The sequence below is a fragment of the Acetobacter orleanensis genome (assembly GCF_001581005.1).
GTDB lineage: Bacteria > Pseudomonadota > Alphaproteobacteria > Acetobacterales > Acetobacteraceae > Acetobacter > Acetobacter orleanensis.
In genome coordinates, this window is record NZ_LHZV01000067.1 from 1 (window position 1) to 15,890 (window position 15,890).

15 protein-coding genes are annotated in these 15,890 nt (G+C 57.6%); 1 reads left to right on the forward strand and 14 read right to left on the reverse strand.

Features of this window, described 5'->3' with window-relative positions; genetic code table 11:
- From AD949_RS11880 to AD949_RS11945, 14 genes are all read right to left on the reverse strand, one after another.
- Window positions 1–814: lysophospholipid acyltransferase family protein (locus AD949_RS11880; RefSeq protein ID WP_061504662.1), on the reverse strand; the 814-nt coding region annotated here is incomplete at its 3' end.
- A complete protein-coding gene (gene lpxK / locus AD949_RS11885; protein ID WP_371277354.1) occupies window positions 811–1,797 on the reverse strand; it encodes a tetraacyldisaccharide 4'-kinase in 987 nt (328 codons plus the stop codon). The genes AD949_RS11880 and lpxK, both read right to left, overlap by 4 nt.
- Window positions 1,797–3,812: a glycosyltransferase N-terminal domain-containing protein gene (locus tag AD949_RS11890; protein ID WP_048836070.1), complete on the reverse strand. Its 2,016-nt coding sequence runs from the start codon at window positions 3,810–3,812 to the stop codon at window positions 1,797–1,799. Before AD949_RS11890 ends, lpxK begins: the two co-directional genes overlap by 1 nt.
- Window positions 3,813–3,830: 18 nt before the next feature.
- Window positions 3,831–4,319: a DUF934 domain-containing protein gene (locus AD949_RS11895; protein WP_048836069.1), complete on the reverse strand. Its 489-nt coding sequence runs from the start codon at window positions 4,317–4,319 to the stop codon at window positions 3,831–3,833.
- Entirely contained in the window at window positions 4,306–6,003 is a 1,698-nt protein-coding gene (locus AD949_RS11900; protein WP_048836068.1) for a nitrite/sulfite reductase, read from the reverse strand. Before AD949_RS11900 ends, AD949_RS11895 begins: the two co-directional genes overlap by 14 nt.
- A gap of 27 nt (window positions 6,004–6,030) precedes the next feature.
- Window positions 6,031–6,375, reverse strand: a complete 345-nt coding sequence (locus AD949_RS11905) for a DUF2849 domain-containing protein (RefSeq protein WP_048836067.1) — start codon at window positions 6,373–6,375, stop codon at window positions 6,031–6,033.
- A gap of 147 nt (window positions 6,376–6,522) precedes the next feature.
- Window positions 6,523–7,596 carry a sulfate/molybdate ABC transporter ATP-binding protein gene (locus AD949_RS11910; protein ID WP_048836066.1) on the reverse strand — a complete coding sequence of 358 codons (1,074 nt, stop codon included), beginning with the start codon at window positions 7,594–7,596 and terminating at the stop codon, window positions 6,523–6,525.
- Window positions 7,593–8,396, reverse strand: coding sequence for a sulfate ABC transporter permease (locus tag AD949_RS11915; RefSeq protein ID WP_048836065.1), 804 nt, complete (start codon window positions 8,394–8,396; stop codon window positions 7,593–7,595). The genes AD949_RS11910 and AD949_RS11915 overlap by 4 nt, the downstream gene beginning before the upstream one ends.
- Window positions 8,393–9,244: a sulfate ABC transporter permease subunit CysT gene (gene cysT / locus AD949_RS11920; RefSeq protein WP_048836064.1), complete on the reverse strand. Its 852-nt coding sequence runs from the start codon at window positions 9,242–9,244 to the stop codon at window positions 8,393–8,395. The genes AD949_RS11915 and cysT overlap by 4 nt, the downstream gene beginning before the upstream one ends.
- A gap of 138 nt (window positions 9,245–9,382) precedes the next feature.
- Entirely contained in the window at window positions 9,383–11,281 is a 1,899-nt protein-coding gene (gene cysC, locus AD949_RS11925; protein ID WP_048836063.1) for an adenylyl-sulfate kinase, read from the reverse strand.
- 24 nt (window positions 11,282–11,305) lie between these two features.
- On the reverse strand, window positions 11,306–12,100 hold the full coding sequence (gene cysD, locus AD949_RS11930; protein ID WP_048836062.1) for a sulfate adenylyltransferase subunit CysD: 795 nt from the start codon (window positions 12,098–12,100) through the stop codon (window positions 11,306–11,308).
- 50 nt (window positions 12,101–12,150) lie between these two features.
- Window positions 12,151–12,837, reverse strand: a complete 687-nt coding sequence (locus tag AD949_RS11935) for a phosphoadenylyl-sulfate reductase (protein ID WP_048836061.1) — start codon at window positions 12,835–12,837, stop codon at window positions 12,151–12,153.
- Window positions 12,838–13,615: 778 nt separating this feature from the next.
- Window positions 13,616–13,897: a putative hemolysin gene (locus AD949_RS11940; protein ID WP_052944566.1), complete on the reverse strand. Its 282-nt coding sequence runs from the start codon at window positions 13,895–13,897 to the stop codon at window positions 13,616–13,618.
- 113 nt (window positions 13,898–14,010) lie between these two features.
- Complete coding sequence (locus AD949_RS11945; protein ID WP_048836178.1) at window positions 14,011–14,919, reverse strand: LysR family transcriptional regulator; 909 nt, start codon at window positions 14,917–14,919, stop codon at window positions 14,011–14,013.
- Between the two features lie 147 nt (window positions 14,920–15,066).
- On the opposite strand from AD949_RS11945, the gene AD949_RS11950 reads away from it, so the two are divergent.
- Window positions 15,067–15,840: an SDR family oxidoreductase gene (locus AD949_RS11950; protein WP_048836059.1), complete on the forward strand. Its 774-nt coding sequence runs from the start codon at window positions 15,067–15,069 to the stop codon at window positions 15,838–15,840.
- Window positions 15,841–15,890 lie beyond the last annotated feature (50 nt).

A 15,890-nucleotide genomic window follows, 5' to 3' on the forward strand; every position in this document is an offset into this window, starting at 1 on the left:
CCAGCAGCCGCAAATCCTGCTGCTTATCGCCTGTATCAGGCAGCACCATTGGGGGTTCAACCACAATCCGTAAACGCGCCGGACCAAGCCGCTCGACATAGCCCGGAATAACCGCGCACCGATAACGCAACGCCATGGCCGCCAACGCTGGTGCCGTCATGGCAGGCTGACCAAAAAATGTGGCTTCAACACCGTCATTCATTTTCTGGTCCACCAGCATCCCCAGTCGCCCCCCTTTGGAGACGTAGGCAAGCGCTTCCCGCGCCCCGCGCGCGCCTTTTGCAAAAAGCGGCATGGGAGTAGGCGCCATAGCTTTATCCCGCAGAGCGCGGATCATACCGTCAATCAGGGGATTACCAGCGGCCCGATAGAAAGATGCAAAAGGTGTTCCATGCCGCGCCACGCCGGGAGGTAGCATTTCCCAGTTGCCAATATGGCCAGATACAAACAGCACCGCACCGCCATGACGGGCCTGCTCTTCCAGATATTCCGCGCCCTGAACCTCAAAACCCGGCCCGCTGGGGGTATTTTCCCGCAAGCAGGACAGGTGCGGCAGTTCCCCCACCGTGCGGCCGAGATTTTCCCAAACGCCTTTTACAATGTCAGCCCGCTGCGCGGCGTCCAGCTCCGGCATGGCCATCTGCAAATTTTTATCCGCTATTCTGGATGGTCGCAGTAAAGGCCCGATGACCCGACAGAGCCCCCCAGCAAAGCTGGAGGCCCGCGCAGGGCCCATCCATAAAAACAGCTTGAGAAAAGCCTGCGCGGCATACGCTTCCACACGCATCAGGCGGGTTATGCGTATCTCGCTCATGCGGGCCTCTGGCTTAAAAGCTCATCCAGTAATGCCTCGGGGGCTGAGGCATCCTGCCAGACAAGCCCGACCCCTACGGTCTTAAGTTGTTTTCTGAATGAGGATGGGAAGCGCACCGTGTCTTTGGGGGTTGTCACAAGCTGCGCGTCGGCCCGCTGGGCCAGTGTGGCAAGATGGGTCATATCCCGGTCTTTATAAAAATAATGATCGGGAAAAGCGAGACACTGCACCGGCTTCACGCCCGCCTGACGCAAGCCCTCAAAAAATTTGGAAGGTCGGCCAAGCCCGGCAAACGCAAGACAGCGCTGCCCTCGCAAAGCCTGTACATCATCGCCTGTGCGCAGATCAGCCCGCAGAACAGCAGGCATGTTCGCGCCATAATGTGTCAGGAAATTTGTTTGATCCGCACCGATCAACAGCACCGCCGAAGCCCGCGCCAAGGCATTCGCCGGGCGCTCACGCAGGGGGCCAGCAGGCAGAACATGGCCGTTGCCGAGCCCTACTACACCATCCACCACCAGAAGAGAGACATCTTTGTAAAGACCGGGATTCTGAAAGCCATCATCCATGATGAGGCACATTGCCCCTGCGGCAACGGCGGCACGCGCTGAGGCGGCGCGGTCTCCTCCCACCCATGTCGGGCATTGCTGGGCGAGGAGCAGGGCTTCATCCCCCACATCACGAGCAGAATGGCAGGCAAGGTCCACCTGTGTGGCCGTTTTAATCCGCCCGCCATACCCGCGCGTGAGGGCATGAACGGCAATATTCCGGGCTTTCAAGCGTGCTACGAGGTCAAGCACGACAGTCGTTTTGCCGGTACCACCCGTTGTCAGATTACCGCAGCATAAAACCGGAACAGGGGCTTTCCAGCCCATTCTTTTCTGCCTATTCGCCGCATAGGCTCCGACTAATGTGGCGACCGGAGAGAGCAGCAGCGGGAACACTCTAGCCGCAGGGTCCGACCAGAAGCGGGGAGGGCGGATCATGAGGAGAGAAGAGCCAGAACTTTATCTGCGAGCATCTGTGGCAGATCCATATTGGCGGTAGCAACGGCCTTTACCTGCGCCGCGTAAGTCTGCTGACGGGCAGGATTATCCAACATCAGCCGCACCCAGTCCGCAAGGTCCGCTGGTATGGACACCGTCGTAACGCTCTCACCCAGAACAGTAAAAGCCTCCTGAAAATTCTGAACACGGGGGCCAGTAGCCAGCGCACAGTCCAAACGGGCCGGCTCAAACGGATTATGCCCACCACCACCCGTACGCACCTCCGGCAAGCTGTTACCTAAGAAAACACTCCCTGCCAGCCGGTAGAATAATCCCAGTTCACCCAGCGTATCACAGACCCATACCGGGTCAGTCTGCGCAGGAACCTGCCCCAACGCCCTGCGTGATGCACCGCCAAACAGGGCGCTTACGGCCGCTCCGCGTTCCGGGTGGCGGGGCACAATAAGCGTCAAAAGGGATGGAAAGCGTGCCTGTAAGGTCTGGACAACCGGACGGAGCGCCTCTTCCTCACCATCATGCGTGGAGGCCGCCAAAAAGACAGGCCGCCCGGCAAGCTGGCACTCAACGGAGTGTAACGCCGCCTGATCGACCGGCAACGGCGGTGCTGCTGTTTTAAGGTCTCCCGCCTCAATCAGAGATCGCGCTCCAAGCTGGCGGAAATGCTCTGCATCTTTGTCAGACCGCGCTGCAATCCATGCAAACCGCTCCAGCATTCGCCGCGCTACGGGGCGAAACCTGCTCCAGTTTTTGAAAGAGCGTTCCGACATCCTGCCATTCACAAGAGCCACCGGAATATTCTGCTTGTGGCATAGGCCAATCAGGTTGGGCCAAAGCTCACTTTCCGTAAAAACCACGGCCTGCGGTTGCCAGTGCGTCAGAAACCGCTGGCCCCAGCGGGGTACGTCCAGTGGGACAAACTGATGCACAAGCCGGGGGTGCGCCAGACGTTGCGACAGGAGGCGCGCCGCCGTGACGGTCCCGGTTGTCACCAGCGCCGTCAGAGCCGGACTTTTATCCAGACAGAGTTGCACCAGCGGCAGGATGGAAACCAGTTCCCCCACACTGGCGGCATGAAACCAGATCAGTTGACCTGCCGGACGGACCTGAGATGCAAAGCCCATCTTCTCCCGCACACGGTCCGGCAGTTCCTTCCCGCGCGTCTGCCGCCACCTCAGCAGGAACGGCAGGGCAGGGGCAAGCACCGTCGCCACCCAGCCCCAGATCCACGAGGGTTGAAGAGACAGAGGGCCAAGGCTGATTTTTTCTGCCTGACAGCCCGCGTGATCCATTCCGGATTGCTCTGCTTCCGTAATAACTTTTGTAATGGCTTCTGACAGCAACTGGTCCGCGCTGCGCTCCGCCAGAGCATCTTGCTTTCGAGACAGAAAAAGCGGCGCCCCACACACAAAATGACCACGCCCGAAAGGCAGGGGGACAACCATTTTATCCCATGACTTCAGACGGATACCCCGGCACGTTGCACCAATCGGGATAATCGGCTTTCCGGCATGGCTGGCAAGAGCCACAGCTCCCGGCTGCGCGCACCTGCGCGGCCCCTGCGGACCATCCGGGGTAATGGCAACAAGGCCACCATGTCGCTGCAATATGGCACGCATGGCACGCAGCGCGGCAGCACCGCCCTTGTTTTTACGGCGCGTATCGGATGAGCCAGCGATAGACCATATTCGCCATTGATTGATAATATCCGCAATCAACCGGCCATCACGGTTCCGGCTGATCAGTACATGGGCGCGCATAGCGGGATTCTGGCCCTCAGACCACCACCATAAAGCGGGGATAAGCGGTAGCGACTCATGCCAGAAAGCAACAATAATAGTGCCACCACCCTCACCAAACAACGCCTTCCGGGCCTCAGGGTCGATGCGTAACGTCCAGCGCGTTGTGCGCAAAGCAAAGCCCAGATAGCCCCGGATTGTACTGACGAGAATCTTTCTTGCCAAAGACCCGGCAGAGAAGGAAAAGCGCGCCACAGTCCCGGCCTCCCTGCGCTAGGCCAGCCGCCTCCGGAACGCAAATCCCTCCGGTTGCTCATTCAGAATGGAGGGCTGATAAGCCACCGTGAACGCCTCATGGGCATGTTGCCAGACAGACAGGTCTACTCCCTCAGGCAAAGATACGGTGGTGACACCACACCGCAGCAGAAATTCATACTGGTCCGGCAGGATATGCCCGCCAGCCCGGATTTCACCCTTGAAGTGCAGATGCTCGCGCAACGCCCGTGCCTGTGTAAACGGACGACCATCCCGAAACACCGGAAAACTCAGCACCACAAGGTCCAGACGGGGCAGGGCCTCCCGCAGGGCTTCAATTTCATCAGCAGAGTTCAGCACAACGCCAAGCCGGGCCTCTTCATTCCGGCCAAGCCCTTCAGAAAGACGTGCCAGCGGCACCAGAACATCACCCGCTGGAAGAGGGGTATCCTCAACAGCAATCTGCCATGTGTCCTGAATAATCTGGCCGTTTTCAAGCAGGGGCATATGCGGCGTCCTTGAATGGTGCTGTGCCTAAACGGCGGCACGTTTCAATAAACCGCTCACCCGCCGTTCGTCTGGAAAGATACGTATCAATGATCCGGGCGATTGCATCAACCGTTTCATCTTCCGACATGGCAGACCCCAGAATTTGCCCGATGGAGGCATCCTCTCCGCCAGAAGACCCGCCCAATGTAATCTGGAAAGCTTCTTCCCCGCGTTTATCAACACCCAGAATGCCAATATGCCCCGCATGATGGTGCCCGCAGGCATTGATGCAGCCGGAAATATTCAGCCGCAGCGGACCAATCTTCCGCTGGAGGTCCGCACTCCCGAAACGGGCACTCAGCTTCTGAGCAATGGGGATGGAGCGTGCATTGGCAAGAGCGCAGTAATCCAGACCGGGGCAGGCTATAATATCGGTCATAAAGCCGATATTGGCCGTGCCAAGTCCGTTCTGCGCCAGCGCCTGCCATACTTCATACAACGCATCCTGCCGAACGTGGCCCAGCACGACATTTTGCAGATGGGTAATACGCAACTCCCCAAAACTGTAGCGTTCCGCCAAGTCCGCCAGCAGGTCCATCTGCGCTGAGGTCACGTCCCCCGGAATACCGCCCGTCGGTTTGCAGGAAACCGTAACCGAGCAATAGCCGGGCTGCTTGTGCGCGTGGGTATTGGTTGCAACCCATGCGTCAAAAACCTGATCGGCCTTGCGCTGAGCGTTCAGTTTTTCTGCGGCATCCCCCGCAGGCGCAAAATCCGGCGTGCCAAACCGGGCACGGATGGCCTCCACGGTCGCTTCCGGCAGGCGATAACGTGCCCGATCCATGGCCGAAAATTCCGCGTTCACCTGATTGAAGAATTCTTCCGCACCTAGTGCCTGCACCAGAATTTTGATCCGGGCCTTGTAAATATTATCACGTCGTCCGTGCGCATTATAAACACGCAGGATAGCTTCCAGATACGCTATCAGGTCTTCTTCCGGCAGATCATCCCGCAATCTGGTGCCAATAGCGGGTGTGCGGCCAAGCCCACCGCCCACAAAAACTTCAAAAACCGGGCGACCGTTTTCACCCTCCCGTGCAATCAGCCCGATATCATGGAAGCGGGCTGCCACGCGGTCCTGCTTGCTGCCGGAAATGGCAATTTTGAACTTCCGGGGCAGAAACGTGAATTCCGGGTGCAGCGTAGACCACTGCCGCAGAATTTCCGCATACACACGAGGGTCCAACACCTCATCCGCTGCCGCACCAGCAAACTGGTCTGCCGTAACATTGCGAATGCAGTTCCCGCTTGTCTGAATGGCGTGCATATCCGCCTCAGCCAGCACAGTCAGGATTTCCGGCGTATCTTCCAGCCGGATCCAGTTGAACTGAATATTCTGGCGGGTGGTGAAATGCCCGTAATCCCGGTCATAAGTCCGGGCGATATGCGCCAGCGTACGCATCTGCGCCGCATCCAGCACACCGTAAGGAATAGCGACCCGCAGCATATAGGCATGAAGCTGAAGATACAGGCCATTCATCAAGCGAAGCGGCTTGAACTCTTCTTCCGTCAATGCGCCAGAGAGACGCCGTTCCACCTGATCTTTAAACTGCGCAACGCGCTGTTTGAGAAAGGTGCGGTCAACCGAATCATAAGCATAGTGTCCAACGGGCAGTGCGGGTTGTGTCATCACGTGAGGCATGGAGGAAACCCAGTTCTGGTCGTCTGTTCAGGCGTGTAGAGCTGGCTGATGCGTGGGCCAGTCTGGCGTAAAATCTGGATGGACACTGGGGCCTGCGGCGCGAATACGCTCACGGCTGGTAACGGGTTGTAGCCCGGACACCGTGCGCGTGACCTGCACACCATAAATGCCGACCAGCGCCTCCTGCTGCGCACGGGCGTTGCAGCGTTGCAAAACATCCTCAATCGCGCTGTTGGCGTAAGGTTCTGCATCCTGAATCACGGTTTTCCACTGGCCGTCAGCACCCAGCCAGACAATGCGACCATCCAAAAGCCGGTTGGCGGTGACAACACTTATGCCCTCTGCATCCCGACGATTATTTCTCCGGTCCACAGCATGGTCCTTTCCAGCATGAAGTCTGAAGTGAAAAATTACACCAACAACGTCTCAGTCTCAATATACCACGAATTATTTTGCGTGATATAAAAATTAATTACGATATTCCGTGACGATATAGAAATCCCGCCGTGCCGATGCCGCTTAAACGCACAGTACGCCATCTCGGAACAATCTGGCGCGGCTGATATTCAGCATCACAGAATCCTGATATTTCACGCGTCCTTCCGTATAATCCGGCACACAGAAGGGTATGGAACGCTCCAGCAGTTGCGCCCGGTAATGCCGATATCCGTTCCGCACACCTTCCGCCACAAGAGAGACTGTGGCCTGCGCCGCCAGTAGATCCGCACCTGTGTACACCTGAATCTCATAAGGCCGCGCCATGGCAGTAATAGGGCCGGGCGGCACCGTATCCGGCACAGAAAAAGGCAGAATACCGGCTTCATCCGGCACCATCAGGCCATCCCGCACAGTGCCGCTAAAGGAGGAGGATTCTCCCAGAAACTCCATCACAAACGGGGTCTGCGGATTTCGGTTCAGGTCTTCCGGTGGTGCATCCTGCACAATCTGCCCTTCCTGCATCACCACAATGCGGTCTGCTATTTCAACAGCTTCATCCTGATCGTGCGTCACCAGAATGGTCGTCAGCCCCAGCCGTTCGTGCAAATCTTTCAGCCATGAGCGGATGGACCGTCTAACAATGGGATCGAGAGCCCCAAAAGGCTCATCCAGCAGCAAAAGTCCGGGGCCCGTGGCGAGCGCCCGCGCAAGTGCTACGCGCTGCCGCTGCCCACCGGAAAGCCGCGCCGGGTAAGATGCGCCCGCATCTGGAAGCTGCATCAACTCCAGCAACTCCTGCACCCGTGCCGCAATGGCGGAGCGGGACGGACGCTCAGAACGGGGCAGGACATCCAGCCCGAAGGCAATGTTTTTCGCCACTGTCATGTGCGGGAACAGCGCGTAATTCTGAAAAACAAAGCCAATCTTGCGCGCACGGTCTCGCATGGAGCCCATAGGCTGGCCGTCTAGCAGCAAAGCGCCCTGTTCAAAATTATCCAGACCAGCAATGGCCCGAAGCAGCGTGGTCTTGCCCGCGCCAGAGGGGCCGACCAGCGCCACAAAGGCCCCACGCGGCACGTCCAGAGAGACATCATTCAGCAGACGCCGCGCACTCCCCGGCGCATTGCGCACCAGATGCTCAACCCGCACACTCATGCCTGCGCCTCCTTCCGCCGCGCCAGCCGCTCCGGCACGGAGCGCAGCAGAACAGCCATCATCGCCATACCCGCCAAGAGTGCTGCCATACTGAAGGCCGCAACCGTCTGGTATCCATTATAAAGACTTTCAATATGGAGCGGCATGGTCTCTGTCATGCCGGGAATATGGCCGGAGACAACGGAAACCGCGCCAAACTCCCCCATGGCCCGCGCCGTGGTGAGCAGGATGCCGGAAAACAAGGCAACCCGCGCTCCGGGGAGGGTGACACGCCACAGAATATTCCAAAAACCCGCACCTGCCAGCATGGCGGCCTCTTCCGCATCGCGCCCCTGCTGCTCCATCAATGGGACAAGGGTGCGCACAACGTAGGGCAGGGTGACAAAAATGGTGGCCAGCATGATGCCCGGAACCGCAAACGCAATGTGGATGCCAGCCTGCTCCAGCACCGACCCCCACCAGCCCTGCGCCCCAAACAGCAAAAGCCAGACAAGGCCAGAAACGACCGGAGAAATACTCAGCGGCAGTTCAACCAGAACCAGCAGGGCAGACCGACCGGGGAAGCGATATTTTGTCAACACCCATGCGGCCAGAATACCAAAAAGCGTATTGACCAGCACGGAGACAGCCGTGACTTCAAGCGTCAGCCAAATCGCCGCCTGTGCATCAGGGTCAGACAAGGATGCCAGAGCAGGCTGTAATCCGGTTTTTAACGCCTCGGCCACAACCACGGCAGGTGACATAAGCAGTACGAGTACAATCAGCGCCCATGTCACAGCCCAGAGGGCATACCGACTCATGCCTGTTCTCCCCACACAGACAGCCGCCAGCGCACCAGACTGACCAGAACCAGCGCGAGAAGGGACATGAGCAACAGAATCAACGCAATCGCCGTGGCCCCCGCATAGTCAAACTCCTGAAGCCGCACGACAATCAGCAAAGGCGCAATTTCACTCTTAAACGGCTGGTTACCCGCAATAAAAATAACAGAGCCATATTCCCCAACGCCCCGCGCCAGCGCCAATCCAAACCCGGTGAGCAGAGCGGGCAACAAAGGGGCAATAATCACGCGCGTGACCACCTGCCACGGTCTTGCACCTAGTAGAACAGCGGCTTCCTCCATATCGCGCGGCAGGTTTTTCAGCACAGGCTCAACGGTGCGCACCACAAACGGCAGCCCGACAAACATCAAAGCCAGCACAATACCCGTGCGACTGTAAGCCAGCACCAGACCTAGCTTTGCAAGCGGCGCGCCTAGCCACCCTTGCGGGCCATATAACGTGGCCAGTGTGATACCAGAAACGGCTGTCGGCAGCGCCAGAGGCAGATCAATCACCGCATCCGCCACGCGGCGACCCGGCAAATCTCCCCGCACCAGTGTCCATGCCAGCAGAAGCCCCAGAGGAATATTCAGCAAAGCCGCTAGAAAGGCACAGGAAAAGCTGGTCCAGAGGGCCGCAAACATACGCGCATCATGCAGCGCCGCCACCATTGCCCCCACGCCATCCTGCCATGGCCGGATGATCAGCGCGCTGAGAGGCAGGAGGATGAAAAACCCAGTCCAGACAAGTGTTGCCGCAAGGGCCAGCCGATAGCCGGGCAGGGCTGAGCCACCACCTCGTAAAAAGGATAAAACCGCCTGCTTCATGCTGGAGGCGAAACCTGACCGGACTTCATGCTTACTTGTCTCCTGCCACCCTGCGCACGCACAACGCGAAACGTCATGGGCCAGAACACCGGCTGCCTACGGCAGCACACTGTTCCGCCCCCGCGCGTAGTGCCCGCCTTAAGAACGGGCTTTTAGCGCGCCAGATAATTTGACGGTTTCTTTGATGAAGGATGCAAGTGTTTTTGTTTCGGACTCAACACTTCCTGCGCTGGTTTTCAGGTGCAGGGCAGGGCGCACAGGTGCTTCATACGGGCTATCAATGCCCGTAAATGCGCTGATTTTACCAGAGCGTGCGGCTGCATAGAGCCCTTTGGGGTCTCGTTGCTCGCAGGTTGCAAGGTCCGCATCCACAAAGACTTCCGCAAATTCTTCCCCCAGAATCTGGCGCGCCAGAGCGCGATCAGACTGGAGGGGGGAAATCAGCGCCACCAGCACAACCTGCCCAGCATCCCGCAGAATACGGGCAACTTCCGCCGCGCGCCGGACATTTTCAGTCCGATCCGCCTCAGAGAAGCCAAGGTCCTTGCACAGGCCAGCACGCAGCGTGTCACCGTCCAGAACGGTCACATCCACACCCTCGGCAAAGAGGGCTGTTTCCGTGGTCCGGGCCAGTGTGCTTTTGCCCGAGCCGGAAAGACCCGTCAGCCAGAACACACCACCCCGATGCCCTCTGGCCCGTGCGCGGTCCTGCTCTGTTACAGTGCTGCCAGTCGGGTGAATGAGCTTATCACCCTCGGCAATGGCGGCGGGGCCAAGGAGAGGAGCTCCGCCAACAATCCGCTGTTGCCGGTCCACCAGCACGCCGCGCCCGTCTGCCGTGCCGGGTGCAAAGGCGTCAAACAGGATCGTTTCCGCAGCGGCAAGCGTGATTTCCGCAAAGCCTTCCGCCGGAACTTCTTCACCCGCATATTCCGTCAGGTCATCCAGATTAACCACGGAGTTGATTGCAGCCACGGTGACGGCATGTTCCGCTGTTGCCAGACGCAGATGGAAACTTTCCCCCACACGCAATGGCTCCTGACGCAACCAGAACAGACGGGTGCGAATACGGGACGCAGCAACCGGCGGCGTGTCCTGCTTGTGCAGAAGGTCGCCACGGTCTGGGATCACATCCGGCTCCAGCGTGACCGCAACAGACTGCCCAGCAGCGGCGGACACCTGCGGAGCCGTATGCCAGCTTGCAATCGAGGCGATTTTCGCAGGAGTCTTCTGTGTGCCGATAATCACCGTATCACCAACACGCAGGCGGCCACGCTCAATGCGGCCTGCCACGTAGCGTTTATCCTCAAAGCGATAAACATCCTGCACGGGCAGACGTAACGGCAGATCAGCGCGGGAGGCAGGCAAGGGGACCTGCGCCAGTGCTTCCGTCAGGGTCGGGCCTTTATACCAAGGCATCTGATCAGACCGGCTGGCAATATTATCGCCATCCCGCGCGGAGGCGGGAATGGAAAGAGCGACCTCCAGATCAAGCTTTTTCAGAAGTTCGGCGACAGACTTTTCAGCCGCCTCAATCTTCGCCTGATCAAACGCCAGCAGATCAACCTTGTTCAGTAGAACAATGACATGCCGGATCCCGATCAGATGCAGGAGCATGGCGTGCCGGCGGGTCTGTTCCCGCGCACCTTCCGCGGCATCCACCACCAGCACGGCGGCTTCCGCATCGGCGGCCCCTGTAATCATGTTCCGCAAAAACTGTCGGTGGCCGGGGGCATCCACAATCACAAATTCCCGCTTATCCAGCAGGAAGGGGATACGTGTGGAATCAACCGTTACACCCTGATCCCGCTCAATCTGGAGTGAGTCGAGCAGAAAGCTCCACTCCGTCTTCAGTCCACGCTTTTTGGAGGAGGCAATGATCTGGGCAACCTTGCCATCAGGCAGATTATCCGTGTCATGCAGCAGGCGGCCGATCAGGGTCGATTTGCCGTGGTCAACATGGCCGACAATAACAATCGGCGTCGCAGGTTCCTGATGCACAAAAGAAGTCAGGGACGAGGGGAGGGAGGCTGTCATGTGTCTGTTCCTGTCCGCTAAGGCTCAGAGATAGCCGGCGACGCGCAGCCGCTCGAAGGCATCTTCGGATTCATGATCCATGGCCCGGCCGGAGCGTTCTGACGTTCGGGTGGTTTCCAGTTCGGCAATCACTTCGGCCAGTGTGCTGGCGTTGCTCTCTACCGGGCTGGTAATGTCCTGATCCCCAAGAGAGCGGTAACGCTTGCCGTTTTTTGCAAAATACAGGTCCACGAGTGGAATGCCCTCGCGCTCAATGTAGCGCCAGATATCAATCTCCCGCCAAGACAGCAGCGGATGCACGCGGATATGCATGCCCTCTTCATGCGGGGTGGCATACTGATCCCAGAATTCTGGTGGCTGGTTGCGGATGTCCCATTTATGGCTGGCCCCACGTGGGCTGAAGACGCGCTCCTTCGCACGGGTACCCTGTTCATCACGCCGGATGCCCGCAATCACGCCCTGTAGTTTATGCGTCTCAATCATCGCTGCCAGACCGGCCGTCTTGCGGGCGGCTGAGCGGGCGGCAGGCGGTAGGGACGGGTCCATTTCCTCAACCGGCGGACAGGTGCCCAGCAGCAGGTCCAGTTCCCACTTTTTGGAATATTCATCCCGAAATGCGTACATTTCCGGGAATTTCTTGCCGGTATCGACATGCATGACAGGGAAGGGAACACGGCCCAGAAAAGCCTTTTTGGCCAGCCAGACCATGACGTTGGAATCTTTACCCAGAGACCACAGCATGGCGAGGGGCTTAAGCTTGCGATAGGCTTCCCGGAGGATAAAGACACTCTGTGCTTCAAGCTGATCAAGATGGTCCATGTGTCTGCTCAAACCTGTTCTGAGAAAAAGAATTAAGAAGTCCTGATCTGTCAGGAAGCCGTGTGAATGCCGCACTCTGTCTTGGCCAACCCCGCCCATCGCCCAGAACGTGGGTCAGCAGATTGGCCAGCAGGGCGCGTGCAGGGGGCACACCCGATAGAGAGGTACCCCTCCGCGACCAGCGGGTGAGCAGGCAAGCCGCGACGCGCCATTTCTTGCGCGATGTCCTCGGCGGTCCAGAGTGCCAGAGGGTTGAGGCGGATCTGCCCGTCCGGCATTTCTTCCACCACAGGCAACGCCGCGCGCGTGGAGGCTTGGGAACGCTTACGTCCGGTCACAAGAGCCTCATACGGCAAGGTCGCAAGGGCCAGTGGCTCGACCTTACGCAAACGGCAGCAGGCATCCGGGTCAAACGCCCAGAGTTCACCCGTAGGGTCGCGCTCCTGCACCTCTAGCGCCGCTGGATGAATATCAATGACAGCTTTCAGCCCCAAAAAGCGCGCCAGTTCCGCCCGATAGGCCAGAGTCTGCGGGAAATGTTTGCCAGTTTGCAGGAAAAGAACCGGTATCTCTGGGTCAGCTTCAGCCACAATCGCCAGCAAAAGAGCGGATTCCGCCCCAAAAGACGACAGAACAGCCATCTTCTTTCCAAGCTGGGCTGATGCTGCGCTGAGAAGCCTGACAGGGTCCTGAGACTGTGAACGCAAGGCTGTCAGAACAGACGGGACGGCTGACATTGAGAATTTCACCAATATGTTCGTTATATGCTGTTAAGCCAACTATTGCACGAAAATTTTTGCGCAATCAAGAGAATTCTACACGAGTTTTTTGGTGTTTTATATGGAACATTTCACGATCTTGTGTGATATTTTTAACTGACGCACAAATGAGCACGGCAAAGCGACGCTCCGGCTTCCCCCTCTCTCCATGCAAAAGGCAGAGATTTTCGGCGTGACAAGCCGCAAAAAAGAGGAAAAAACGGCGAGAGCAGAGAAAATGCTGTAGAGAGGCACAGAGCGTCAGCCAGTGTTTGCGAGACTAAGCATCACAAAAAATGCTTCAGTGCGTTCTACGGGCATCTGAGAGCTTTTCCCCGCATATCTGGCGTGACGTCATTGAGAAAAAACCATTCTGGAACACTCAACGGCCAATGGAAGCCTTGCTAAGCGCTGGAACCCGTAGCAGGCGCAAACGCTTCTGCATGCATGGTCCACTTGGTCGAGACGATGACGCCAAGCGTGGCCCATCACCGAACACAGCCCCGTAGATATGTTTGGTTGGCATAATATATCTTATGCGATTTATATCTGCGAGGATGATGCATGTGAGAGGTACTACGTTATCCAATCCCCTCGACATGCCCATAATCAGGCCGCGTATGACTCCGCACCAGAAACCACACCCGCATGCAGTTTCCGGTGCGTCTACACTGCCGTTACGCATAGACCGTTAGCCACAGAGGCTCGCATCTCACTGCGACCCCATCAGAGCCCTACCAACGGTCCTGAAGAGTATTTATTTTGTCGGGCTCGGATTATCCCGGCGGAACAGTGCCCATTCATCCATCACAGTGCCATCAGGCAAGTGGCAATAGCCCACCTGCCCTTTAGCGGCATCCTGCTGCATGCTCAGCGTGCCGCCTTTTTTGACGCAGTAGAGCGCTGCCGGATTGGGAATGCGCAGCGGCCGGACACTGTTGCGGCTCTGATCCTGCGAGGAATGCTCACACCCGGCCAGCATACCAAGGGCGCAGACGGCCAAAGCGGCTTGTGTCAGACGTGAAAACGTAAAGGCCATAATCCCGGATCCCCTTTTAAGTATTTGACGCTACTCTCCTGTATGAAAGCGAATTTGTCACGCTTCACGCCGGTATCGGAAGATTTTTCGGGTAGTTTTATGCTGTTTTTCTCTTATCTGCCGTCATGCAGACACGGCTCCAGCAGCGCGCACAGCCAGTCCGCAAAAACCTGCAAACGGTGAGAGAAATAGCGGCGATGCTGGTAGAGCAACGTCATGGGCATTGGCTCCGCCCGCCAGTTTGGGAGAACCTCTATCAGTTCCCCTGCCTTCAAATGCTGCTGAACATCATAAGCAGGAACTTGAATCAGCCCCAGCCCGGCAAGGCAGCAGGCTATAAGGGCTTCAGCACTATTTACTGTTACGCGACCACCCATCGTGCAGGTGTGCAACTGCCCGCCTTCCACCCACTCCCAGTCTTCCATTCGGCCTGTAAACGCGGAGGCGTAGCGAACAGCCAGATGGTTCGGTAGGTCCGCAGGCGTGCTTGGCAGGCCGTAATGGGCCACATAGGCAGGACTAGCGACATTGATTAACGCCAATTCCCCAACCTTGCGGCCAATCAGGCCGGAATCCTGCAACGGGCCGATGCGCAGCACGCAATCAATACCGTCTTCCGCCAGATTTACCGGCCTGTCCGTCACGCCCAGTTCAATATCAATTTCCGGGTAACGGTGCAGGAATTCTGGCAGGGCTGGCGCGACAATCAGCCGCCCGATGCGCCCCGGCATATCTACACGCAAAATGCCTCGTGGAGCGGCTTTGTCCCGCCTGAACAGGCTTTCGGCTTCTTCTACGTCCGCCACCAGCCGCAGGCAGACATCGTAAAAAGCCCGTCCATCCGCTGTGGTTGAGACAATACGGGTGGTCCGGGAGAGCAGGCGCGCCCCTACTCGGCTTTCCAGCGCCTGAATGGCCGTGGAAACAGAGGAGCGCGGCATATTCAACGTGTCTGCCGCCCGCGAAAAACTGCCGGTTTCAACAACACGCAGAAAAATGCGGAAAAGATCTATCCGGTCCAAAGCCCCCTCAGAGAACATGCCCTATTGTTCGTATTACACGACAAGTGTTATCTGAAAATACTTATTTATTGAGAAAATTGAGATGATACTGTCTGCCCTATGAAAGTCCGCACCCTGCGGTGTCTTTCATGGAAAGGACAACCGGATATGGCAGACCATACTCTCAAAGGAAAAACAGCCCTGATTACGGGCGGCGCCAAAAACCTTGGCGGACTGATTGCGCGTGACTTAGCCGCACATGGCGTGAAGGCCATTGCCATTCACTATAATAGTGACGCCAGCCGTGCGGACGCCGAGAAAACTCTGGCAGACCTGAAAGCCGCCGGTGTGCAGGCCATTGCCCTACAGGCAGACCTGACAACTGCTGCCGCCAATAGCAAACTGTTTGCAGATACCATTGCCGCTCTTGGCAAGCCGGATATTGCCATCAACACCGTTGGTAAAGTGCTGAAAAAGCCGATTGCGGAAACATCTGAAGCTGAGTTTGATGAGATGTTCGCCATCAACTCCAAGGCCGCCTATTTCTTCATCAAGGAAGCCGGGCTGCACCTGAATGACAACGGCAAAATTGTAACGCTCGTCACCTCTCTGCTGGGTGCTTACACGCCGTTTTACTCAACCTACGCGGGCGCCAAAGCCCCGGTTGAACATTTCACGCGCGCAGCATCCAAGGAATTTGGCGCGCGCGGTATTTCCGTCAACGCTATCGGCCCGGGACCAATGGACACGCCGTTTTTCTATGGTCAGGAAGCGCCCGATGCCGTGGCCTATCATAAATCCGCGGCCGCCCTGTCCGCCTTCAGCAAGACTGGCCTGACGGATATTGAGGATATTGCGCCGTTTGTCCGCTTCCTCGTCTCGGAAGGCTGGTGGATGACGGGCCAGACCATTCTGGTCAATGGCGGTTACACTACAAAATAAGCCGGTTTTTCGGGAGGGAGCCCTGTGCGCAAGGCTCTCTCCCAGAGACC